18 protein-coding genes are annotated in these 22,571 nt (G+C 68.9%); 1 reads left to right on the top strand and 17 read right to left on the bottom strand.

Annotated elements, in window-relative coordinates; all coding sequences use genetic code 11:
* Window positions 1-13: 13 nt before the first annotated feature.
* The 3 genes from BOX37_RS09250 to BOX37_RS09240 form a co-directional block, all read right to left on the bottom strand.
* Entirely contained in the window at window positions 14-3,253 is a 3,240-nt protein-coding gene (locus BOX37_RS09250) for an arabinosyltransferase domain-containing protein (protein ID WP_084759508.1), read from the bottom strand.
* A gap of 117 nt (window positions 3,254-3,370) precedes the next feature.
* Entirely contained in the window at window positions 3,371-3,877 is a 507-nt protein-coding gene (locus BOX37_RS09245; protein ID WP_071927288.1) for a WKL family lipoprotein, read from the bottom strand.
* Window positions 3,878-3,935: 58 nt separating this feature from the next.
* Window positions 3,936-5,243, bottom strand: coding sequence for a DNA polymerase IV (locus BOX37_RS09240; protein ID WP_240505396.1), 1,308 nt, complete (start codon window positions 5,241-5,243; stop codon window positions 3,936-3,938).
* 169 nt (window positions 5,244-5,412) lie between these two features.
* Between BOX37_RS09240 and BOX37_RS09235 the strand changes: the two genes are divergently transcribed.
* Window positions 5,413-6,288 carry a UTP--glucose-1-phosphate uridylyltransferase gene (locus BOX37_RS09235; RefSeq protein ID WP_071927286.1) on the top strand — a complete coding sequence of 292 codons (876 nt, stop codon included), beginning with the start codon at window positions 5,413-5,415 and terminating at the stop codon, window positions 6,286-6,288.
* A gap of 4 nt (window positions 6,289-6,292) precedes the next feature.
* Here BOX37_RS09235 and BOX37_RS09230 read toward each other — a convergent pair whose 3' ends face one another.
* The 14 genes from BOX37_RS09230 to murD all read right to left on the bottom strand — a co-directional run bounded on the left by BOX37_RS09230 (window position 6,293) and on the right by murD (window position 22,566).
* A complete protein-coding gene (locus BOX37_RS09230; protein ID WP_084760756.1) occupies window positions 6,293-6,775 on the bottom strand; it encodes an NlpC/P60 family protein in 483 nt (160 codons plus the stop codon).
* A 437-nt stretch (window positions 6,776-7,212) separates the two neighbouring features.
* Window positions 7,213-10,419 (bottom strand): isoleucine--tRNA ligase, encoded by a 3,207-nt coding sequence (gene ileS / locus BOX37_RS09225; protein WP_071927285.1) that lies wholly within the window; start codon window positions 10,417-10,419, stop codon window positions 7,213-7,215.
* A 282-nt stretch (window positions 10,420-10,701) separates the two neighbouring features.
* Window positions 10,702-10,905 carry a hypothetical protein gene (locus tag BOX37_RS09220; protein ID WP_071931317.1) on the bottom strand — a complete coding sequence of 68 codons (204 nt, stop codon included), beginning with the start codon at window positions 10,903-10,905 and terminating at the stop codon, window positions 10,702-10,704.
* A gap of 87 nt (window positions 10,906-10,992) precedes the next feature.
* Entirely contained in the window at window positions 10,993-11,856 is an 864-nt protein-coding gene (wag31, locus tag BOX37_RS09215; protein ID WP_071927284.1) for a DivIVA-like cell division protein Wag31, read from the bottom strand.
* A 60-nt stretch (window positions 11,857-11,916) separates the two neighbouring features.
* Window positions 11,917-12,219, bottom strand: coding sequence for a YggT family protein (locus BOX37_RS09210; RefSeq protein ID WP_071927283.1), 303 nt, complete (start codon window positions 12,217-12,219; stop codon window positions 11,917-11,919).
* A gap of 89 nt (window positions 12,220-12,308) precedes the next feature.
* Window positions 12,309-13,061, bottom strand: coding sequence for a cell division protein SepF (locus BOX37_RS09205; protein ID WP_071927282.1), 753 nt, complete (start codon window positions 13,059-13,061; stop codon window positions 12,309-12,311).
* A 187-nt stretch (window positions 13,062-13,248) separates the two neighbouring features.
* The gene (locus BOX37_RS09200; RefSeq protein WP_071927281.1) at window positions 13,249-13,989 is read right to left on the bottom strand and encodes a YggS family pyridoxal phosphate-dependent enzyme; all 741 of its coding nucleotides are present in this window, start codon (window positions 13,987-13,989) and stop codon (window positions 13,249-13,251) included.
* Complete coding sequence (gene pgeF, locus BOX37_RS09195; protein WP_071927280.1) at window positions 13,986-14,717, bottom strand: peptidoglycan editing factor PgeF; 732 nt, start codon at window positions 14,715-14,717, stop codon at window positions 13,986-13,988. Before pgeF ends, BOX37_RS09200 begins: the two co-directional genes overlap by 4 nt.
* A gap of 196 nt (window positions 14,718-14,913) precedes the next feature.
* The gene (gene ftsZ, locus BOX37_RS09190) at window positions 14,914-16,167 is read right to left on the bottom strand and encodes a cell division protein FtsZ (RefSeq protein ID WP_071927279.1); all 1,254 of its coding nucleotides are present in this window, start codon (window positions 16,165-16,167) and stop codon (window positions 14,914-14,916) included.
* A 131-nt stretch (window positions 16,168-16,298) separates the two neighbouring features.
* Complete coding sequence (locus tag BOX37_RS09185) at window positions 16,299-16,976, bottom strand: cell division protein FtsQ/DivIB (RefSeq protein ID WP_071927278.1); 678 nt, start codon at window positions 16,974-16,976, stop codon at window positions 16,299-16,301.
* Between the two features lie 8 nt (window positions 16,977-16,984).
* Entirely contained in the window at window positions 16,985-18,508 is a 1,524-nt protein-coding gene (gene murC, locus BOX37_RS09180; protein WP_071927277.1) for a UDP-N-acetylmuramate--L-alanine ligase, read from the bottom strand.
* On the bottom strand, window positions 18,505-19,644 hold the full coding sequence (gene murG, locus BOX37_RS09175; protein ID WP_071927276.1) for an undecaprenyldiphospho-muramoylpentapeptide beta-N-acetylglucosaminyltransferase: 1,140 nt from the start codon (window positions 19,642-19,644) through the stop codon (window positions 18,505-18,507). Before murG ends, murC begins: the two co-directional genes overlap by 4 nt.
* Window positions 19,641-21,152, bottom strand: coding sequence for a putative lipid II flippase FtsW (gene ftsW / locus BOX37_RS09170; RefSeq protein ID WP_420811617.1), 1,512 nt, complete (start codon window positions 21,150-21,152; stop codon window positions 19,641-19,643). Before ftsW ends, murG begins: the two co-directional genes overlap by 4 nt.
* A complete protein-coding gene (gene murD / locus BOX37_RS09165) occupies window positions 21,130-22,566 on the bottom strand; it encodes a UDP-N-acetylmuramoyl-L-alanine--D-glutamate ligase (protein WP_071927274.1) in 1,437 nt (478 codons plus the stop codon). Before murD ends, ftsW begins: the two co-directional genes overlap by 23 nt.
* Window positions 22,567-22,571: the final 5 nt, after the last annotated feature.

The raw sequence follows: 22,571 nt of genomic DNA, 5'->3' as shown, positions 1-22,571 counted from the left end.
TCGAAGTCCGGGGCTACCAGGCGGTGATGATGGGGCCTGGGGTCCAGGTCCCCCAGCGGTTGGTGGATTCGAGGCTGACCTCGGCCTGGGTGGCGGTGGAGTCGAGGGGGAGGTACTGCTCGATGGAGCCCCAGTCCCGGTCCCAGTCGTTGTTCAGGTAGGTGGGCAGGGTCCGGGCGGTGAAGAGGAGCTGGGTCCAGCCCAATGGACCGCCGCCGTCGTGGCCCTGCCACAGGTTGGTGATGGTGGCGCCGTTGCGGTCGGGAAGGATGCGGTAGTCGGGCAGATCCGCGACGCCGTTGTAGGTGGGCAGGTGGTTCTGGCACGGGAAGTGCAGGCCGACAGCCCAATCCAGCAGGACCGGCGAGCGCGAACCGACCAACGCGTTCAGCGTGGTGGTCTGCGGCATGCGCGGAGGGGTGACCGCGAGCCACTGGTCGGGGCCGAGATCGCGGTCGGTGGCGACCAGGCGAACGACGTCGGCGTCGGCGGGCAGCTGGTCGGTCGGCACGCGCAGATTGCGCCACACGGGGGCGGGTCCGATGTCGAGGGGGGCGGCCTGGCCGGTCACGGCGACCGAGCCGTCCGGGCTCGCGGTGCCGTACTCGACGGCGAGTTCCTGACCCGGGCGGATCACACCGTCGGCGTCGACCGTCCGGATGCGACCCGCCGCCGCGATGGCGAGCAGCGGGCCGCGCGGGCCCTCGGGCAGGCGGAACCAACCGGTGGTCAGCGCGGCCGGTTCCTGCGGGCCGGAACGGTAGCTGCCGAAGACCGGGGTCGTGGCAGGGTCGAGGCCGAACGGGAGTTGCAGCGAACCCTGCCGGGATTCCGATCCGGCCGAGGTCGAGGCTTCGCGCAGCGTGTCAGGATCATCGGACACCGAATTCGCTTGTCCTGTGGTCGATTCCACCTCCTCGGAGGTGAGTACCGGCGCCACGCCGTCGGGCTGGAAGCCCATCGATTCGACGCCCGCCATGGCGGTGACCACGTCACCGGTCAGCGGTGCCAGCATCGAAGCGTTCGGATCGGTTTCGACCAGCACCTCATCGGCCATGCCACAGCCACCCGCGAAGGCTGCGGCGAAGTTGGAACTGGCCAAGGAGTAGGCCGGGTACTGGGCGATGCTCGCCTTCGCGAAGGAGGCCAGCTCGAACAGCACCATCATCGCTGCCGCGATGGCGAGGACAGGCAGCCCGGACACCCGCCCCGGTTTGGTCGACGGGTTCGGGTGGATGTGGAACCACGCGGCGACGGCGAGGGCGAGCGCGGCCAGTCCGGCGAAGACGGTGGAGACACCGAAACCTGCGACGGTCGGCGGCTTGTCCCACCATGGGATGCCCCAGGAGGACACATACCAGTAGCCGTTGGCGCCGACGAAGGTCATGGCGAGTGCGAAGGAGACGGCGGCGGCGAACAGCGCTCGGTTACGCAGCGGACGCAGCACAGTCGAACTCACCGCGACCGCGGTCACTGCGGCGACACAGGTCGCCAGGCCCGCGAAGACGCCGAACTGGTGGGTCCACTTGGTGGGCGAGAACATCATCAACACCATGGCGGCGAGGGTGATTCCGAGCATGCGCCGGGTGGGTCCGACCGCGGTGCCGGGGATGTGCCCGCCGCGGCGCAACATGGTCGCTACGCAAACGATGATCCCGAGCAGCATCATGAACACACCGAAGCGCCGGGTCAGCCAGCCGTCGGCGTTCAGCTGGAGCAGGTACTGGTAGCGCAGGAATTCGAAGAACCAGGATTCCCCCGGCTCGATCACGCCGTGCACAGCGAACATCTCCCGCACGCCGGCCAGCGTCCGGTCGGCGAACACGACGGTGAGCACCACCAGACCGGCGGCCAGGATCGGCAGCAACTGAGCGAGGTAGCCCACCGACTTCGCCCGCTGCACGATCACCGAGGTGACCGTGCGCGCCCCGGCGACCAGCACACCCACGCAGATCAGACCCGACGGCGCACCCGTGAGCGTCAACGCGGCCACGATCACCGCCACCGCGAAGGGCAACAGCCGTCGCGTCGCGATGGCTCGTTCGACCGAGACCCAGGTGACCAGCACACCCAGGGCCACCACGAATTCCGCGCGCAGGCCGTTGTTGTAGGGCAACCAGAACGCCAGGAACACCAGTGCCGCGGTCCACGTGACGACCGGGCTGCGGCGCAAGGCCACGCCGAGGCGGGGCAGCACTTCGCGGCTGATCAGCCACCAGGCGAGGATGCCGGCCCCGAGCGCGGGGAGGCGGACCAGTGGGCTGACGGCGGAGATGTTGGCGATCCAGCCGATGATGTCGGTGTAGGGGGTGTAGAACGGGCCCTCGTCGACACTGAACCAGCGGTAGTAGTTCGACATGTTGCCCGAACTCTGCGCGCCGCGAGCCATGCCGAGGATGTAGCCGTCGTCGGAGGTGTTGGCGCCGATGAAATGCCAGAGCCCCAGCACTGCGAACACCAGCCAGTCCACCGGGCGCAGCCGCCACCAGCGCTGCGGCAGGAACCGGCGCGGGGACCGGCCGTCGCGCGCGTCGAGGCGGTGCAGGGCGAACAGCGCCAGCGCGGTGGCCAGCAGGCACAGCACGATCGCGCTCAGTTTGAGGAAGGTCGGCGAGGAGATGTAGCGCGAGTCCACGTCGACGCGCACGGCCAGCTCGGCGGGCGCAGCGCCGGTGAGTTCGCTGAACACACCGACCACCTGCGGACGCAGGTCACGGTCCAGGGTCGCGCCCGGGATGTCGAGGCCGGTCGCGGCGACCGTGGCCTGCTGCGGCGTGATCGTGATGGCCAGCGCGCAGGCGCGGTCGCGGACGTCCGCGAGGGCGGCGGTCCACACCAGGGTCGACCGCGACACCACGTCGACGCGGCCGGGACGCTGCTCGGTGTCGGCGACGACCTTGACGACGAAGCCGTAGCGCTCCATGTCGGCGGACTGCCGCGGGATGGTGGAGGCGACGACGCCCCCGGATTCGGCCAGCGAACCCAGCGCCGCACAGGGCACGGTCGCCGACATCGCGGCGGGCGCGTAGGCGATGAGCGGTGATTCGACGGCGGCGGGCGAGCCTTGCTGCGGCCAGGAGATGGTCGCGGCGTCGACCCGCACCGGCAGGAACGGAATCGCGACGGCGGTGAGCACGGCGATCACTCCGGCGACGATCGCGACCGTGCGTGCCCAGCCGGGGCGATCACCCCGTCGCGCAGGTCCCGAAGCATCCTTGGGCGGATGCCCTTGCCGCACGATCGTCTCTACCACGGGGCCCGATAGTAGCCGTGCCGAGGACACCGCGATTCGACGGCAACCGGTATTCCGGATCGGACACACGAAAGCCCCGACCGGATCACTCCGGCCGGGGCTGGCACACGCCGCGGATCAGACGCAGGCGACCGATTCCTGACCCAGGTTGGTCAGCATCGTGCAGGCCCAGGTCTTCTGAACCTTCCACTTGCCGTCCTCGGCGACGAACGGCACGTCCACGACATTGGTCTGGCCGTTGATCGTGAAGTCGGCCGTGGCGTTCACGCTCTCACCGAAGGAGGTCACATCGGTCACCGCAACCACCACGCCGGCCTCCTGAGCGGCCACGGCCAACCGGTTCGGCAGCTCGGGATCGGCCTCGCCACCCTGCACGAAGTCCAGCTTCTCCTCGTTCGGGATCGACGGATCCAGCGCGGTGTTGAGCTGGGTGTTGAGCTCCTCCACAGTCGGCACGGGCGGCAGCTCCGCCGTGGCCGCGGCCGAGGTCGTCGCGTTGACACTGGTGGTGGTCGCGGCGGTGGTCGAGTCGTCGCCCTTGTCATCACTGCACGCGCTCATACCCAATGCGGCGACCACGGCCAGGCCTGCGATCGCGACACGTCCGGTCCTACGAAGCTTCAACGTCTCGTCCTTTGCGTTCGGGGTGGGCGGGATTCATCGCGGTAGCCGAGGCTACTCCTCAGGTGAGGCTGCCGAGCGGATCGGCCCGCGACAGCCCGCTGTCGTCGGCACGAAAAGTACGCGCCGGACCCGGACCTGTCGAGCTGGTCTCGAACCGCACGGTCACCACCCCGTAGCCCGCGCCCTGCACCCACCCGTGCCCGAATTCTGCGTGGTACACGTCCAGCCCCGGAACCCATTGCCCCGCAAGCAGATTCCGCGTTTCGTCGGCCGGTGGCGCCTCGGTACGGTCGGCCGACTCGATGTCCAGATCTTCCGGCACCGCCTGATCGAGTTCGGGGAACAGCGATTCCTGGCGCACATCCGACAGCCCGCCGTATCCGACGCCGACCAGCCGGATCGGCCCCAGTTCGACCGGATCGATCGCCGAACGCTGCGCCGCCGCGGACAGCGTGGTCAGGTCGGCGGTGGCGTAGGGCAGGGTGAACGATCTCGTGACGATGCCCATGTCGGACTTCTTGAGTTTGAGCACCACGGTGCGCGCCGCGCGCCCGTCCCGTTCGAGTCTGCGGTGCGCGGCCGCCGCCATCGCGGTCACCGCGACGCGCAGATCGGGCAGGGTGACGATGTCGCGCTCGTAGGTGTTCTCGGCGCTGATCTGTTTGGCTTCGGCACGTTCGGCGACCGGCCGATCGTCGATGCCGCGGGCCAGCCGGTGCAGCGCGGCCCCGACACTGCCACCGAGGATCGAGGCGGCCTCCGACTCCGGCAGTGCGGCGAACGCGCCGACCGTCTCGATCCCGAGACCGCGCAGCCTGCTCTCGGCGACCGGTCCGATCCCCCACAGTTTGCGCACCGGCAACGCGGCCAGCAGGGCGCCCTGCTCGGCGGGCGAGATCACCCGCATACCATCGGGTTTGGCCAGCCCGGAGCCGATCTTGGCCAGCTGCTTGCCGGTCCCGGCGCCGATCGAGGCGGTGAGACCGGTTCTGGCGCGGACCAATTCGCGCAGTGTCGCGCAGTACTGTTCGACCCGCTCGACGCTCGCCCCCGACAGTTCGGCCGGTTCGGCGAAGGCCTCGTCGAACGAGAGCGTCTCCAGCACCGGGACACAGCCGCGCAACGTGTCGAACACCTGCGCGCTCAGCGCCGAGTACACCGCCCCGCGCGGGGGCACCACCACCGCCGAGACGCCGATCAGGCGCCGGGCCTGGTGCATGGGCATGGCCGAGCGCGCGCCGTACACCCGCGCCTCGTAGCTCGCGCCCGCGACGACGCCACGCTGCCCGGCACCGCCGACCAGGACGGGCCGACCGCGCAAGGTGGGCCGCGTCAACTGCTCGGCCGAGGCGAAGAAGGCGTCCATATCGATGTGCAGCACCCAGCGGCGGGCGGTGACGGCCGCATCAGCCCTGTCCGGGGTGGTGGCATCGGTGCTCACGCCCGCAATCTACGCGCCGCCGCCGACAGGTCTTTGGTCCCTGATGACCGCCGTGCCACAGCGGCGACACCGCCGGATATGTGATGATCGGTGGATGAAGATCCGTAAGGCTGTCATTCCGGCTGCCGGAATCGGCTCCCGGCTGCTTCCGCTGACCAAGGCGACGCCGAAGGAGATGCTGCCGGTCGGGGACAAACCCGTCATCGAGCACACCGTGCGTGAGCTGGTCTCCTCCGGGATCACCGACATCACCATCGTGGTGAGCAGCGGCAAGTCCCTCATCCAGGATCACTTCCGGCCCAACCCCGCCCTGGTGGCCCAGCTACGCGCCGACGGCAAGTCCGCCTACGCCGACGCGGTGGAGGAGGTCGGCGAGCTCTCGCGCGCCGGTCACATCACCTACCTCGACCAGCACGGCCCCTACGGCAACGGCACCCCCGTGCTCAACGCGGCGCGTCACCTCGGTGACGAGCCGATGCTGGTGCTGTGGCCCGACGACGTGTTCGTCGCCGAGGTCCCGCGCGCCCAGCAGTTGATCACCGCCTACGAGTCCACCGGCTGCCCGGTGCTCGCGCTGCTGCCGATGCAGCCGGGCGAATCCCAGCGCTACGGCGTTCCGGTGGTGCGCGAGGACCTCGACGACGGACTGCTGCGCATCTCCGGCCTGATGGAGAAGCCCAAGCCCGAGGACGCGCCCTCGGCGTTCGCGGCCATCGGCGGCTACGTGGTGACTCCCGGCATCATCGAGGAACTGCAGGCCCAGACCGAGAACTGGTACACCCACAAGACCGGTGAGGTGTATCTGACCGACGCGATCAACAACTACGCCGCCAACCACGCGGTGTACGGCCAGGTGATCCAGGGCCGCTGGTACGACACCGGCAACCCGGCCGACTATCTGGTCGCCCAGTTCGCCTCGGCGCTGGCCCATCCCGAATACGGGCCGCTGCTGCGCCAGCTGGTGGACTGAGGGCTCAAAAACGCCTGATCGTGAAGATGTCGTATTCGCGCAACGGGTGCAGCCCGACCGGGATCCCCCAGTCGCGGGCGTCGAGGATCTGCCCCATGCCCGCGTAGATGCCGACGTGGGACCCGTCGCCGTTGAGGACGACGACATCGCCGGGGGCGAGGCCGCCGTAGGTCACCGGCATGCCTACCTCTGCCTGTTCCCAGGTGGTGCGCGGCAGGTGCACGCCGACCTGCCGGAACGCCCACTGGACCAGCGCCGAGCAGTCCCACGCGTGCGGGCCCGTCGCGCCCCACTCGTACGGCTTGCCGATCTGCGTGGCCGCCGCGGTGAGCGCGCCGACGCCGGTGGCGCTGGGCAGCGGGATCGCGCCCGAACCACTCGAACTGCCCGAGGCCGATCCCGATCCGCCGGACCCGGTATCACCCGAGCCGGACGCACTGCCGGTCTGCGACCAGACCGGACCGGCGAGAACGAGAGTGGTGACCATGGTGGCGACGAAGCCGAAGAGTAGCCGGTGCAGGATTGTTCGTCTCACGCGCGCGCCCTTCCTCACGGCCGGACGGCGCGAGCCACCGGCTGGTCGGCTATCGGGCGGCATCGCCTGACCGACGGGTGAGCCACCCACTGATCCGGTGTCGCACCAGGCGAGTGCACCGCCGGTGCGACACCGTTTCCACAGGACAATCGTCACAAACAGTCACTGCCGCCTCAGCGGGTTCCATGCGCATCAGCAGTAACGGTAACGATTGTGCCCGAGGATCCCCTCGATGTCACACGCATCAGCAACTTTTCAGCATCGAAACGGCTGAGGTCGGTCCACCGGTGTCGGCGACCGTGCAGCACGACGGGAGCGTGGCGCGGCCGCCCCCTTCGACCGACGAGATGGGTGAGCAGAGTCGTCTCCCGCCCACCCCCCGCGTCGAGCTAGGCCTTGGCCACCGCGGCGCGCACACCACCGGTGAGCTCGGCGGCGTCCGCGCCCACCGCGCCGAAGTCCAGGGCCGTCGCCAGGATCTCGCCCGCGATCAGGTCGCGGTGGGTCTTGGCCCAGGCCAGGCGCTCGGCCGGGACCTCGAGGGTGACGGTGATCCGGTCGGACACGTCGAGCCCGTGGGACTTGCGGGTCTCCTGCAGGTCGCGGATGAGATCGCGGGCCCAGCCCTCGGCCTCGAGCTCCTCGGTGACCACCGAGTTCAGCACCACCAGACCGGCATTGCCGGGCAGAGCCGCGGTGGACTCCGGCTCGGCGGCGACCAGGCGCTGGGTGTATTCCTCGGGCAGCAAGGTGATCCCGGCCGCGGTGACCACCCCGTCGGCCGACTCGCTCCACTCCCCCGCCTTGACGGCCTTGATCACCGTCTGGACCTGCTTGCCCAGGCGTGGACCGGCGGCGCGCGCGTTCACGGCCAGTTCGAAACGGCCGTGCACGGCGACGTCGGTGGTCAGGTCGACCTTCTTGACATTGACCTCGTCGGCGATCAGGTCGGCGAACGGCGCGAGCCGCTCGGCGTCGGCCGCGGCGATGGTGGTCTCGGCCAGCGGCAAGCGCACCCGCAGGTTCTTGGCCTTGCGCAGGCTCAGCACCGTCGAGCAGACCATGCGGACCTCGTCCATCGCCGAGACCAGCTCCGGATCGTGCGGGAGCTCGTCCGCGGCCGGCCAGTCGGCCAAGTGCACCGAGCGCTCGCCGGTGAGCCCCCGCCAGATGACCTCGCTGATCAGCGGCAGCAGCGGCGCCGCGAGGCGGGTGACCACCTCGAGCACCGTGTGCAGCGTGTCGACCCCGTCGCGGTCCTCGGACCAGAACCGCGAACGCGACCGGCGCACATACCAATTGGTGAGCGCGTCGGCGAAGGAGCGCAATTCGTCGGCGGCACCGGCGATGTCGTAGGTCTCGAGCGCCTCGGTGATCACGTCACGGGTCACCGCGAGCTTGGCCAGGATGTAGCGGTCCAGCACGTTCGGCGAGTCCGTGCGCCACACACCGGGCTTGGAGGCATAGAGCTGCAGGAAGGTCCACGCGTTCCACAACGGACGCAGCGCATGGCTGACGCCTTCGCGGATACCGCGCTCGGTGACGATGAGATTGCCACCGCGCAGGATCGGCGAGCTCATCAGGAACCAGCGCATGGCATCGGAGCCGTCACGGTCGAAGACCTCGTTGACGTCGGGGTAGTTGCCCTTGGACTTCGACATCTTCAGGCCGTCCTCGCCGAGCACGATGCCGTGCGCGGAGACCGTCTTGAACGCGGGCGAGTCGAACAGCGCGGTGGCCAGCACGTGCAGGGTGTAGAACCAGCCGCGGGTCTGCCCGTTGTACTCGACGATGAAATCGCCGGGGAAGTGACTGTCGAACCACTCCTTGTTCTCGAACGGGTAGTGCACCTGGGCGTAGGGCATCGAGCCCGACTCGAACCAGCAGTCGAGCACCTCGGGCACCCGGCGCATGGTCGAATTCCCGGTCGGGTCATCGGGATTGGGCCGGGTCAGCTCGTCGATGTAGGGGCGGTGCAGGTCGTCGGGGCGCACGCCGAAGTCGCGCTCGAGCTCGTCGAGCGAACCGTAGACGTCGGTGCGCGGGTAGGCCGGATCGTCGGAGACCCACACCGGGATCGGGCTGCCCCAGTAGCGGTTCCGGCTGATGTTCCAGTCGCGCGCGCCTTCGAGCCACTTGCCGAACTGACCGTCGCGGATGTGCTCGGGCACCCAGCTGATCCGCTGGTTCAGCTCGACCATCCGGTCGCGGAACTTGGTCACCGCGACGAACCACGACGGCACCGCCATGTAGATCAGCGGCTGGCCGGAGCGCCAGCTGTGCGGGTAGGAGTGCTCGATCGTCTCGTGCCGCAACAGCTTTCCGGCAGCCTTGAGATCCTTGATGATCACCGGATTGGCGTCGAAGACCATCTGACCCTCGTACGGCGGCACCATCGAGGTGAACTTGCCGCCCGCGTCGAGCGGCTGCACGATCTCGATGCCGTTGGCCGTGGCGACATCCATGTCCTCCTCGCCGAAAGCCGGTGCGAGGTGGACGATTCCGGTGCCGGAGTCGGTGGTGACGTAGTCGGCGGTGAGCACGCGGTGCGCGTTGGGGTGCCCGACGAAGAAGTCGAACGGCGGGGCGTAGGACAGGCCGGCCAGTGCCGCGCCGTCGTACTCGCCGAGTACCTCCGGCTCGTCACCGAGTTCCCGCCCGTAGTGCGAAACCCGTTCAGCGGCAAGCAGATAGCGCTTGTCGTCGGTGCCGCGCACGTGCACGTAGCGCACGTCGGGGTGCACCGCGATCGCCAGGTTCGACGGCAGGGTCCACGGCGTGGTGGTCCAGATCAGCGCGTTCGCGCCGTCGAGCGCGGCCAGGGGATGCTCGGCGGGCACGCTCAGCACCATGTCGACGGTGACCGCCGGGTCCTGACGCATCTTGTAGGCGTCGTCGAGGCGGGTCTCCTGGTTCGACAGCGGGGTCTGCTCGTACCAGCTGTAGGGCAGCACCCGGAAGCCCTGATAGATCAGACCCTTCTCGTGGAGGGTCTTGAACGCCCACATCACCGACTCCATGAAGTCGAGATCGAGGGTCTTGTAGTCGTTGTCGAAATCGACCCAGCGAGCCTGGCGGGTGACGTAGTCGCGCCACTCGCCGGTGTAGCGCAGCACCGAGGACTTGCAGGCGGCGTTGAACTCGGCCAGCCCCATCTCGTCGATCTGCGACTTGTCGGTGATGCCGAGCTGCTTCTCGGCCTCGATCTCGGCGGGCAGGCCGTGAGTGTCCCAGCCGAAGCGGCGGTCGACCAGCTTGCCGCGCATGGTCTGGAAGCGCGGGACCAGGTCCTTGACGTAGCCGGTGAGCAGATGGCCGTAGTGCGGCAGACCGTTGGCGAAGGGGGGACCGTCATAGAAGACGAATTCCTCGGCGCCTGCGACGGGGCCGGAGGCGGCAGCCTGCGCAACCACGGAGGCCCCCGCAGGCGCCGAATCAGACACTGCGCCGGCCCGGTTGGTCAGGCTCGCGCGGAAGGTGTCGTCACTGGCCCAGTAGTCCAGGACGCGCTGTTCGAGCTGGGGGAAGGTGGCGCCCGATCCCGCACCGAAATCGACTCGGGGGTAGGCGCCGCCGGTGGTCTTCTCGTCCGCCATCGCGGAGTGCTCCTCGTGCCGCCGCGCTGTTCGCGCGAATCCTGGGCACGGGGACGATGGCGGCGCCGGTGCGCCGTACCGCGGTACCACCCCGCTTGCCCGCACCACTCCTCGTGAGGAGGGCACGAGCCTCTCGTTGTGTGAGCTGTGACGGGCTCACCCGTTCGGTTCTACTGAGCGCGCGAACACGCCGTTCTTCCGAAGGCTCCCCGGTGATGGCCGGATCGGTGCCGTGTTCTTCGATTCTAGCCGGGGCCGTCCACCGGTTATTCCCCGCCCACCTCAATCCCGGCGGGCGTGTCGGCCCTGCGGCGGAACATCGTCGCTGTCAGGATTGCCGACAGCCAGTGCGCTGACGAGCAGCAGGACCGCTCCGATGACGCACACCAGGATGCATCCCCAGGCCCACAGCACCGACCCGGTGGCGAGTGCGGCGACCAGCAGTCCGAATCCGATCGCAGCGAGGACGAGCGTCAAGACGAGCATGGTGACTCCCAAGCCAACCGAACGGCCCGACGAATACCTGGCGGTCGATCCGGGTCGCGCGACGCGATGCCGCGCGCCCGGAGCGGCCTACTTGCCGCCCTTGCCGAAGGACGACGCGGGGGCCAGGCTGTTGGCCGAACCATTGGTCTCGCCCGCGAATTCGCCGCCGTCGACCGGGACCGCGGACCCGCGGTTCTCCAGCTCCTCGAGCTGCGATTCCAGGTAGGACTTCAGCCGCACGCGGTATTCCCGCTCGAAGGTCTTGAGCTGCTCGATGCGGCTCTCCAGGACCGTGCGCTGCTGGGTGATGGTGGCCATGATCTCGGCGTGCTGACGCTCGGCGTCGGCGGTGAGCGCCTCGGCCTTGTCCTTGGCCTGCCGGATCTGGGTGTCGGAGCGGTTCTGCGCGTCGGCCAGCATCGCATCGGACTTCTGGCGCGCGTCGGAGATCATCGCCTCCGAGCGGGTACGGGCGTCGCCGACCAGTCGCTCGGAGTTTGCCCGCGCGTTCGACAGCAGGCCCTCGGCCTCGGTCTTGGCGTCGGTGGTGAGCCGGTCGGCCATCTCCTGCGCCAGGGTGAGCACCTTCGCGGCCTGCATGTTCGCGTCCGGACCGGAGTTGTCACGGACCGGCGCGGCGGCGGGCATCGGCGCGGGCGGCGCCACCGGTACCGGTGGCGCTATTGGTTCAGGTACGGGCGGAGGTGCCTGCTGAACAGGCGGTTTCACGGCGTTGACCGGGGCGGATCCACGATTTTTCTTGGCGTCGGCCAGCTCGGTGTCGAGCTCGGCGACCCGCTGACGCAGGTCGGCGTTCTCCTCGATCAGGCGCGAGAGCTCCTGCTCGACGAGATCCAGGAAGGCATCTACCTCGTCCTCGTTGTAGCCGCGCTTACCGATCGGCGGTTTGCTGAACGCGACGTTGTGCACATCGGCGGGAGTCAGCGGCATCGAAGGATCCCTTCACGCGTCTTTTGGAGAACTAGCAAGCGGTCTTCTCGATTCAGTATGTCACACGGAGGTCACGGGCTGCCCGAGCCCACCCACGATCGACATCAGGATGAAGACGACGAAGAGCAGGACCATAATCGACAGATCGAGCCGGATACCCCCAAGATTCACCGGGGGTATCAACCGCCTCAGGAGTTTCACCGGCGGGTCGGTCACCGTGAAGATGACTTCCAGCAGGATCACCACCACACCGGTCGGACGCCAGTCACGCGCGAAACTGCGAATGAGCTCGACGATCACCCGACTGATCAACAACAGCCAGAAGACGAAAAGCACGAGGTACAGAACCGCGAACAAGGCCACGTCTTCACTCTGCCGCAAAAACGGCAGTGTGCAAAGTGGCCGCGCCGCGCGGTGCGCGGGCGGCCATCATGGCATTGCGGTCCTGGCCACTATTTCTGGTTGTAGAAGCCGTTTTCGGCGATCCGGCGGCGCTCTTCCGCCGATACGTCGACATCGGCGGGTGAGAGCAGGAACACCTTCGTCGCCACCTTGTCGAACGAGCCGCGCAGCGCGAATGCCAGCCCGGCCGCGAAATCGACCAGCCTTTTCGCGTCGGCATTGCTCAGGTCGACCAGGTCCATGATCACCGGGTTGCCCTCCCGGAAACGCTCACCGATGATCCTGGCCTCGCTGTAGTCGCGCGGACGCAGCGTGGTGATCTTGGACAAGGGACCTCCGTCCTCGAAGATCCCTGGCCGCCGCGCGGGCGCGGGCTCGGGGCGCAAGCGCTCCTCGATCCTGCGTTCCTCGGCGTCGGGATCGACCGCGAGCGCACCGCGGGTGGAGCCACGCATGCCCGGTGCGACACCGCCCGCCCTGAACCGGCCCGACGAAGGGGCCGTTTCGATCCTGGTCGGACGCCGGGGCGCCTCGTAGCGATCATCGGCGTAGGCATCGCCGACGTAGTCGTCGCGTCGCGCCTGGTAGGCCGACTTGTAGGCGGGCTGGGGAAAGTCGTCGACCTCGTCCTCGAAACGCTCGGCGCCGTACCGATCCTCGGCGTAGCGGTCGTAGCTGCGCGGGCGAGCGCGACCGGCACGCTCCTCGGCGCCGCGAGGGGCGTGATCGTCGACGTAATCGTCTTCGTACTCGTCGAGCGGAACCATGCCGAAGTACGCCTTGAACTTGTGCAACGTACTCATGCTCCCACCTCGCTGTCGCTCTGCTCCGGTATGACCACGCAGGTGGCTGAGCCGATGTCCCGCTCGCTCCGCTCGCTCATATGGTCGACCTTCCTTCGGGCCCCGGTGGCGGCCGGGTGTTGAAGTTCTTGCTCAGCGCCTCGTCGGCCAATCGTATGTGTCGAATGTGACTGATGAGGTTTCTTTGCTACGCCGAGGTTATCGGTCGCGCGCCCATCAAGGCGGTTCCGACACGCACACACGTCGAACCGTGTTCGACCGCTTTCTCCAAATCACCCGACATACCTGCAGAAAGCTCGGTGGCATCGGCGTGTTGCGCGCGCAGCGAAGTGTGCAAAGTCGCAAGATTCGCAAAGGACGCATCAGTGTCGGCGTCAAGGGGCGGAATCGCCATCAGACCGGCCAGATGCAGTCCCGGCGCCTTCGCCACCACGTCGGCCAAGGCGAGCAGATCGGCCGGGGCGACACCCCCGCGTCCGGGATCGGTATCCAAGCTGACCTGCAGCAGGACTCGCAGCGGCGCGGTACGCTCGCCGGCTGCCAGTGTGTCCTGCGCGGCCCGGTCCAGCGCGGTTGCCAGGCGTTCGCTGTCGACCGAGTGCACGGTGTGCGCCCACCGCGCCACGGCCCTGGCCTTGTTGCGTTGCAGCCGACCGATCATGTGCCATTCGACGTCGCCGTAACCGAGCTCGGCCGCCTTCGCCGAGGCCTCCTGCTCGCGAGACTCGCCGAACTCGCGCCTGCCGAGTCCGTGCAGGATCTCGACGTCGGCCGCGGGAAAGAACTTGGTCACCGGGAGCAGGCGGACCGAGCCGGATGGGCGGCCCGCGGCGGTGACGGCGGCATCGATGCGGGAGAGCAGGCCGTCGAGGCGGGCGCCGAGCTCGGCGGTCCGCGTGGCCGTCTGCTGGTCGGCGGCCGGGTTCATGCGGCCGGGTCCATCCAGATCACTCCGGCGATGCGGCCGGTCGGGGCGCCGCGTCGGTGACTGAACAGAGTCTTGTCCTCGATGGTGCAGCGCGGGTCGAGCGCGATGCCGCCCACGCCCACCTCGGTGAGCTGCCTGCTGATCCCCGCGCGCAGGTCGAGGCCGGGGGTCTTGCGGACGGTGGTGGTGGCGCTGCCCGGCAGGTGCGCTTCGACGTCGGCGCGCATGGCGGCGGGGACTTCGTACTGGCGGCCGGAAGCGGCCGGGCCGAGGAATGCGCCGATGCGGTCGACGCGCGCACCGACCGAGACCATCGCCTCCAGCACGCGCGGCACGATGCCGATGCGCGCGCCGATACGACCGGCGTGCACGGCGGCGATCACGCCCGCTTCGTCGTCGGAGAGCAGGATCGGCACACAGTCGGCGGAGAGCACCACCAGAGCCAGGCCGGGCACGGTGGTGACCAGCGCGTCGGTCATCGGGACCGGTTCGGCGCGCGGTCCGTCGACGATCTCGACGGCGCGACCGTGCACCTGTTCCATCCAGACCAGCCGGTCGGGGGTCAGACCGATGCCTTCGGCCAGGCGGAGCCTGTTGCGGCGCACGGCTTCCGGATCGTCACCGACATGATCGCCCAGATTGAACGAGTCGTAGGGCGGGGCGGAGAAGCCACCGGCACGGGTCGTGGTCACCCGGCGGACGGTCACGGTCTGAGCTGCGGCAGTCATGGGTTCGAGGGTAATGCGGTCGCGACCGTCCGGAGTACCCGCGCACGGTGACGTCGGCCAACCCGGGACATGGTCCAGTTCGTCGAGCTCGCGGGCGATGCGGCGACCACGTTCTGCCTAGGCGGCGCCACGCGCTGACCGCACGACGAGAAGCGCCCCAACTCCGTGGAGTTCGGGCGCTTCTGGTGTCCGGAGTCTATCGACGCATGAAGATCGGCACCTCGATGTCGTCGTCATCGTCGCCGTCGTCGCGCTGATCGGGGTTGTTGACCCGGTTCATCGCCGCCTCGGTGACCCGCTGACGCTCGGACTCGCGGTACCGCTCGGTGTCGCGGTAGTTCGGCGCCGCCGCACGCCCACTCGACACCCCACTGGTGGCGGGTTCGGTGGGACGGGCCGGCGCCTCGGTCCGCGCCTGGCCGACCTCGCCCGCCCGGCCGGAGCCGATCGGATTGGACCCGCTGCGCGCGCTGACATTCGGCTCGAACGTCCGCCGCGCCGGACCGCCGCCGTCGAAACCGGCCGCGATCACGGTGACCCGGACTTCATCGCCGAGCGAATCGTCGATGACCGTGCCGAAGATGATGTTGGCCTCGATGTGGGCCGCCTCCTGCACCAGCGAAGCCGCTTCGTTGATCTCGAACAAGCCCAGATCCGAGCCACCGGCGATCGAGAGCAGCACGCCGTGCGCGCCGTCCATGGAGGCTTCCAGCAGCGGCGAGTTGATCGCCGTCTCGGCCGCCTTCACCGAACGGCCCTCACCGCGCGCCGAGCCGATGCCCATCAATGCCGAACCCGCACCGGACATCACGCTCTTGACGTCGGCGAAGTCGACGTTGATCAGACCCGGGGTGGTGATCAGGTCGGTGATGCCCTGCACACCGTTGAGGAGTACCTCGTCGGCGGAACGGAACGCGTCCATGAGGCTCACGGCCGCGTCACCGAGCTGCAGCAGCCGGTCGTTGGGGATGACGATCAGGGTGTCGCACGACTCGCGAAGCTGGTTGATTCCCACTTCGGCCTGGTTCCCACGCCGCTTGCCCTCAAAGGAGAACGGCCGGGTGACGACGCCTATGGTCAGCGCGCCCAACTTGCGGGCGATGCTGGCAACGACAGGGGCGCCACCGGTTCCGGTACCACCGCCTTCGCCCGCGGTGACGAAGACCATGTCGGCGCCCTTGAGCACCTCTTCGATCTCGTCCTTGTGGTCTTCGGCAGCCTTGCGGCCGACCTCCGGATCGGCTCCGGCACCCAGACCTCGGGTGAGTTCACGGCCGACATCGAGCTTGACATCGGCATCGCTCATGAGCAGGGCCTGCGCGTCGGTATTGACCGCGATGAACTCGACTCCCTTGAGTCCCTGTTCGATCATCCGGTTGACGGCGTTCACGCCGCCGCCGCCGATACCGACGACCTTGATCACTGCAAGGTAGTTGTGCGGGGGCGTCATGGGCTCTCGCCTTCCTTCGATCCAAAACCCTCAACCTCAACCATAGGGTTGGCGTTATGTCAAGTATCCGACTGCTGCGGAACGCTATTCGCAGTCACCGCGATCCCGGCGCAGGCGCGCCGACGTTTCGCTCACTTTACCGTGACCAGATTCGGACTCGAAACGTCGAACACGGTGCCTTCCCTGGTGAGCAGCGGCATTACGACGGCGGCTTTGCGCTCGCCGTCGCCCGTGCCGCCCCACACTACCTTCCTACCGTCGCGAAGGTTCAGCGAGACGTCCGAATTCGACCGCGCGACAACCTCGCCCACCTGCACCGACAGCGCGGGTGGCAAGGTGACCAGCACATCCACCGCCGCCCTGGCCGCTTCGGGGCCGGTGAAGTGCTCCTCGGTGACCAGTTTCGGCACCCCGATCGGCACCGCGGGCTCGATCGCGAATTCGACGCTGTCGGCGTCGATCAGGTGCGCACCGTCCGGTGATTCGACGTACACCACCGGCGTTCGCTCCACCACCGTCACCGCGACCGTGGACGGGAACTTGCGCTGCACCCGCACCGAACGCACCTTCGGGATCGCGGCGACACGCTGGGCGATCTCGGTGGTATCGATGCGCAACATCGAACGGCCTTCCGGGATTTCGAGCAGGACGCGGACGTCCTGTTCGGGCACCGAGGACAGACCGTCGATGTGCACGGTCCGCACCGACAGCACCGGTGTGAACCACGCGAGCACCGCGATGACGGTCACCACGAGTACCCCGACCACCGTCCAGAGCCGGTAGCCGTGCCACCCGCGGGCCGCGGGCATCGGCAATCTCACCGACCGCCCTGCTGGGGCCGGGACCGCAGGCCGTCGAGGATCTGGGTACCGAGCATGGTGACATCGCCCGCGCCCATGGTGATCACCACGTCACCGGGCTGGGCCAGACCGGCGACCTGCTTACCGACCTTGGACATATCCGGTTGGTAGTGCACGGGTTTGGTCACCGACTGGGCCACCAGCGCGCCGTTGACGCCGGGCAGCGGGTCCTCGCGAGCGCCGAACACGTCGAGCACGACGACCTCGTCGGCCAGGCTCAGCGCGGTGCCGAACTCGGCGGCGAAAGTGGCGGTGCGGCTGTAGAGATGCGGCTGGAACACCACGATCACCTGGCCGCGCCGGGTGCGGGCGCTGTCGCGGGCCTCCTGGGCGACCAGCTGGGCGGCCGCCTCGAGCACAGCGCGCACCTCGGTGGGATGGTGGGCGTAGTCGTCGAAGACGCGCACGCCGTTCTCCCGGCCGGTGAACTGGAACCGGCGGTGCACGCCGCCGAATCCTTCCAGGCCCTGCACGATCTCGTCGATGTCGGCGCCGGTGGCGCGGGCGGCCAGCAGCGCGGCCAGCGCGTTGAGCGCCATATGCCTGCCCGGGACCGACAAGCGCACCGTGCGCGGGGTGTCCTCCCCGCCGAGCTGGAATTCGATGATGCCGCCGACATCGCGGGGTTCCCAGCCGAGCAACCGGGCACCGACCGGCACCGGGGCCTGGCTCAGATCACCGGAGCCGTATCCGAGTACCTCGACGCCACGCTCGCGCAGTCGCGGGGCGACCCGGTGGGCCAGCGCCAGGGAGCCCGGATCGTCCAGGCACACGACCAGCAGGCCGCCGGGGGCGAGGCGGTCGGCGAAGTCGTCGAAGACCTGCACGTAGTTCTCGTCGGTGCCGAAGAAGTCCAGGTGGTCGGATTCGATGTTGGTGACCACGGCGACGTCCGGGTCGTATTGCAGCAGTGAGCCGTCGGATTCGTCGGCCTCGGCGACGAAGATGTCGCCGCTGCCGTGGTGGGCATTGGTGCCCGCCTCGTTGAGCTCGCCGCCGACCGCGAAGGAGGGATCGGCGCCGCAGTGCTGCAGCGAGACGATCAGCATCGAGGTGGTCGAGGTCTTGCCGTGGGTGCCCGACACCAGCAGGGTCTTGTGCCCACGCATCAGTGCGGCGAGCACGGTCGGGCGCATCAGCACCGGGATCTCGCGCCGATTCGCCTCGACCAGTTCGGGATTGGTCTTCGGAATGGCCGCGTAGGTGGTGACGACCACCGTCGGGCCGCCGGGCAGCAGGTCGAGCGCCTCCGCGGCATGGCCGATGCGCACCTGGGCACCGCGCGCCCGCAACGACAGCACGCCGCGGCTCTCGCGGGCATCGGAGCCCGAGACCGCGCCGCCGCGAGCGAGCAGGATCCGGGCGATGCCCGACATCCCGGCGCCGCCGATCCCGACCATGTGCACCCGTTCGAGTTCGGGCGGCAGACCGGCGCCGACCTCGGCGCCGATCGCGTTCGCCTCCGGTGGCTGACCGCTCATCGGGCGACCTCGGTGACGATCCTGGCCACCGTGTCGGCGGCGTCACGATGGCCGGCGCCGGCTGCGGCGCGGCTCATCTCGGCGAGTCGAGCGGGGTCGAGCAGCAGCGGAATCACCTCTTCGATCACGTATTTCGGAGTCAGATCGGCGTCGGCGACAATTCTGCCACCTCCCTGCGACACCACCGGTCGGGCGTTGAATTCCTGTTCGCCGTTGCCGTGTGGCAGCGGCACGTAGAACGCGGGCAGGCCGACCGCCGATACCTCGGCCACCGTCATCGCGCCCGAGCGGCACACCACCGCGTCGGCGGCGGCGTAGGCCAGGTCCATTCGCGAGAGATACGGCACCGCGAGGTATTCCGCGGCCGGTGTCGCGGGTTCTCCGCTCTGAAAACGCGAGGTGTCCAGTTCGAGGCTGTTCTTGGGACCGTGCGCGTGGAGCACCGAGATCCCGGCGGCGGCCAGTTGCGGCGCGGCGCCGGCGACGGCTTCGTTGAGGCTGCGGGCGCCCTGGGAACCGCCGAACACCAACAGGACCGGACCTTCGGCCGGCAGCCCGAAGTGGGCGCGGGCCTGCGCGCGCAGCGCGGAACGGTCGAGCTCGGTGATCGAAGCGCGCACGGGGATGCCGACGACCTCGGCATCGGCCAGGCCCGAGCCGGGCACGGCGGCAAGCACCTTGGCCGCGAGCTTGGCACCGACCTTGTTGGCGATGCCCGCCTTCGCATTGGCCTCGTGCACGATGACCGGTACCCGGCGCTTGCGGCCGAACAGTCCACCGCGGGCGGCGAGGTAGGCGGGCAGCGCGACATAGCCACCGAACCCGATGATCACATCGGCGTTCACCTCGTCGATCACGGCCCTGGTCGCCTTCACCGAGGCGCGCACCCGGCCGGGCAGCCGCAGCAGGTCGGCGGAGGGCTTGCGCGGCAACGGCACCGGCGGGATCAGTTCGAGCGGATAGCCCCGTTCCGGCACCAGCTTCGTCTCGAGCCCGCGTTCGGTGCCCAGGGCGGTCACCCGGATCGAGTCGTCGAGCCTGCGCAGCGCGTCGGCGACCGCCAACGCGGGTTCGATGTGGCCTGCGGTGCCCCCGCCTGCGACGATCACCGACAACCCGGATCGCGGGTTACTCACTTGGATCTACCTCGTTCTCTAGCGTGTGGCATCGGATAGGTCGGTTCCCATGCTCGGGTCGACCGTAGCGAACTGGTACCGCGACTCTCCGACGCGCGTCGACGGCGTTCGGGCGGCGGCCGGCGGCGGGGGGCCTGACGTGGCCGTTCCGCTCTGGCACGGGACGCGGCCTTGCGCGGCGCGTCGGCCCTGGCCGGGGTGTAGACCTCCGGGACCGGGAGCCGGAGCAGTCTGCTGAATCGGCCGTCCTGCCCGGCTTGCAGCGCCGAGACCGCCTCGGGTTCGTGTCGTGCGGCGCTGGCGATGATGCCGAACATGAACAGCGTGATGGCCAGCGAGGAGCCGCCGGCCGAGACCAGCGGCAGCTGCAGACCGGTCACCGGCAGCAGCCCGACGACATAACCGATGTTGATCAGCGCCTGCGTGGTGATCCAGGTGGTGGCGGTGGCGACGAGCAACCGCAGGAACGGGTCGACCGACCGCAGCGCGATCCGGATACCAGTGTAGACGAACAGGGCGAACAGGGCCAGCACCATCATGCAGCCGAGAAAACCGAGTTCCTCGCCGATGATGGCGAAGATGAAGTCGTTGTGCGAGTTGGGCAGATAGCTCCACTTGGCCCGGCTCTGGCCGAGGCCGCGGCCGAGGATACCGCCGTCGGCGAGTGAGTACTTGGCCTGGCGCGCCTGATAGTTGGCGCCCTGCGGGTCGTCGCCGGGGTTGAAGAACGCGCGCACCCGGTCGGAGCGATACCCGGCTGACACCGCGAGGATCGAGGCGGCGACCAGCCCGGTCACCAGGATGCTGACGAACAACCGCACCGGCAGCCCACCGAACCACAGCAGCGCCATCAGCACGATGCCGAGCGCGATCGTGGTCGACAGATTGGGTTCGAGCACCACCAGCAGGCACACCAGCAGCCCGGCGGGCACCAGCGGCACCAGGATGTCCTTGAGCTGGGCGCCGCGGCGCGAGGCGAGCAGATGTGCGCCCCAGACCACCAGGGTCACCTTCACCACTTCGGATGGCTGGATCGAGATCGGGCCCACGTCGAACCAGCGCCTCGCGCCACCGACCTCCGAACCGATACCGGGGATCAGCACCAGCACCAGCGCGAGCACCGAGAGGCTGAACAGCGGGAACGACCACTGCCGCAACATGCGCAGCGGCAGGCGCAGCGCCACGTAGAAACCCACCGCCCCCAGTGCGGCGAACATGGCCTGCTGAATGAACAGCGAATACGCCGATCCGCCACCGGCATAGGCCTCGACGCTGGAGGCCGACAGCACCATCACCAGACCCAGCACCGTGAGCAGCGTGGCGATCGTGACGATCAGGTGAAAGGACGCGAGCGGACGAGCCAACCAGGCGCCGAAGCGCTCCCCCGCCCACCCTGGCTGTGCCGGTTTCCGGCTGCCCCGGCGCCCTACGTGGTTACGCACGCTGCCTCCTCCGGGCGCTGACGGTTCAGCCGGGGCGTCTCGGTCATAGTTCCCGCCCGATGTCACCATCTTCCAGTGCCGTCACCGCGTCCACGAAGCAGCGTCCGCGATGGGTGTAGTCGTCGTACATGTCCAAGGAGGCGGCCGCCGGGGCGAGCAGGACGGTGTCGCCGGCGCGCGCCAGCCCCGCCGCCGCGCGCACCGCGCGGCCCATGACCGCTTCGGCCCGCTGGGATCTCGACGACTGCATGTCTGCATCGTCTCCCGCATCCAGCTCGATGACCGGGACTTCGGGTGCGTGTCGCGCCAATGCGGCGGCGATCACCGGCGCGTCGGCCCCGAACAGGACCGCGCCGACCAGTCGGTCACCGACCTCTTCGATCAGATCGTCGATGCTGGCGCCCTTGAGCAGTCCACCGGCCAGCCACACCACCTGCGGGTGCGCCATGATCGCGGCGCGCGCGGCGTGCGGATTGGTGGCCTTGGAGTCGTCGATGAACTCGACCCCGCCCAGCTCGCGCACGAATGCCGTGCGGTGCGGACCGACCTTGTGCTCGGCCAGGCCCTCCTTGACGAACTGCGGGGCCACGTCGATCGCCCTGGTCAGCGCCGAAGCGGCCAGCGCGTCGGCGATCCCGGCCGGTCCCGGCGGACTGATGTCGCCGGTCTCGGCGAGGATCGCGGCCTTGGTGAACGCCCGGTCGAGCAGTTTGCCGTCGACCACGCCGAGTTCACCGTCGGCGGGCACGCCGATCCGGAAGCCGACGGTGCGCCGCGCCTTGGCCTTGCGGGCCAGCGACCCCGCGACCGGATCGTCGAGGCCGACGACACCGACCCGACCGGTCAGCGCGCGCGCCTTGGCGGCGGCGTAGGCATCCAGGCCGCCGTGCCAGTCCAGGTGGTCCTCGGCGACATTGAGCACCACGCCCGCCTCGGGCCGTACCGACGGCGCCCAGTGCAGCTGGAACGAGGACAGTTCCACGGCGAGTACCTGCGGGCCGGGGTTGCGGCGCAGCGCGTCCAGGATGGGCAGGCCGATGTTGCCGCAGGCCACGCTGGAGATGCCGGCGGCACGCAGGATCGAGTGCGTCATCTGGGTGGTGGTGGTCTTGCCGTTGGTGCCGGTGATCACCAGCCACTTGCGGACCGGACCGTAGATCCTGGCCTGATCGACCCACCAGGCGAATTCGACATCGCCCCAGACCGGGATGCCCTCGGTGACGGCCGAGACCAGCACCGGGGAATCCGGTCGCCAGCCGGGGCTGGTGATGACCAGGGCGAACCGGCTCAGGTCGGTGTGTTCGAGTTCGATGCTGGTGGCGACCTCGAGACCCAGCTCGGCGGCCTCGGCCAGCGCCTTGGCGCCGCTGTCGGTGACGACCGGGTGGGCGCCGATATCGCGCAGCGGCTCGATCAGCGAGCGTCCGGAGACGCCCCAGCCTGCGACGAGAACGTCACGGCCACGCAGGAATTCGAGCATCGGGC

This window comes from Nocardia mangyaensis, assembly GCF_001886715.1.
Classification (GTDB): Bacteria; Actinomycetota; Actinomycetes; order Mycobacteriales; family Mycobacteriaceae; genus Nocardia; species Nocardia mangyaensis.
The sequence above is the reverse complement of the archived record's forward strand: the minus strand, read 5'-3'. Positions and strand labels throughout refer to the sequence as shown.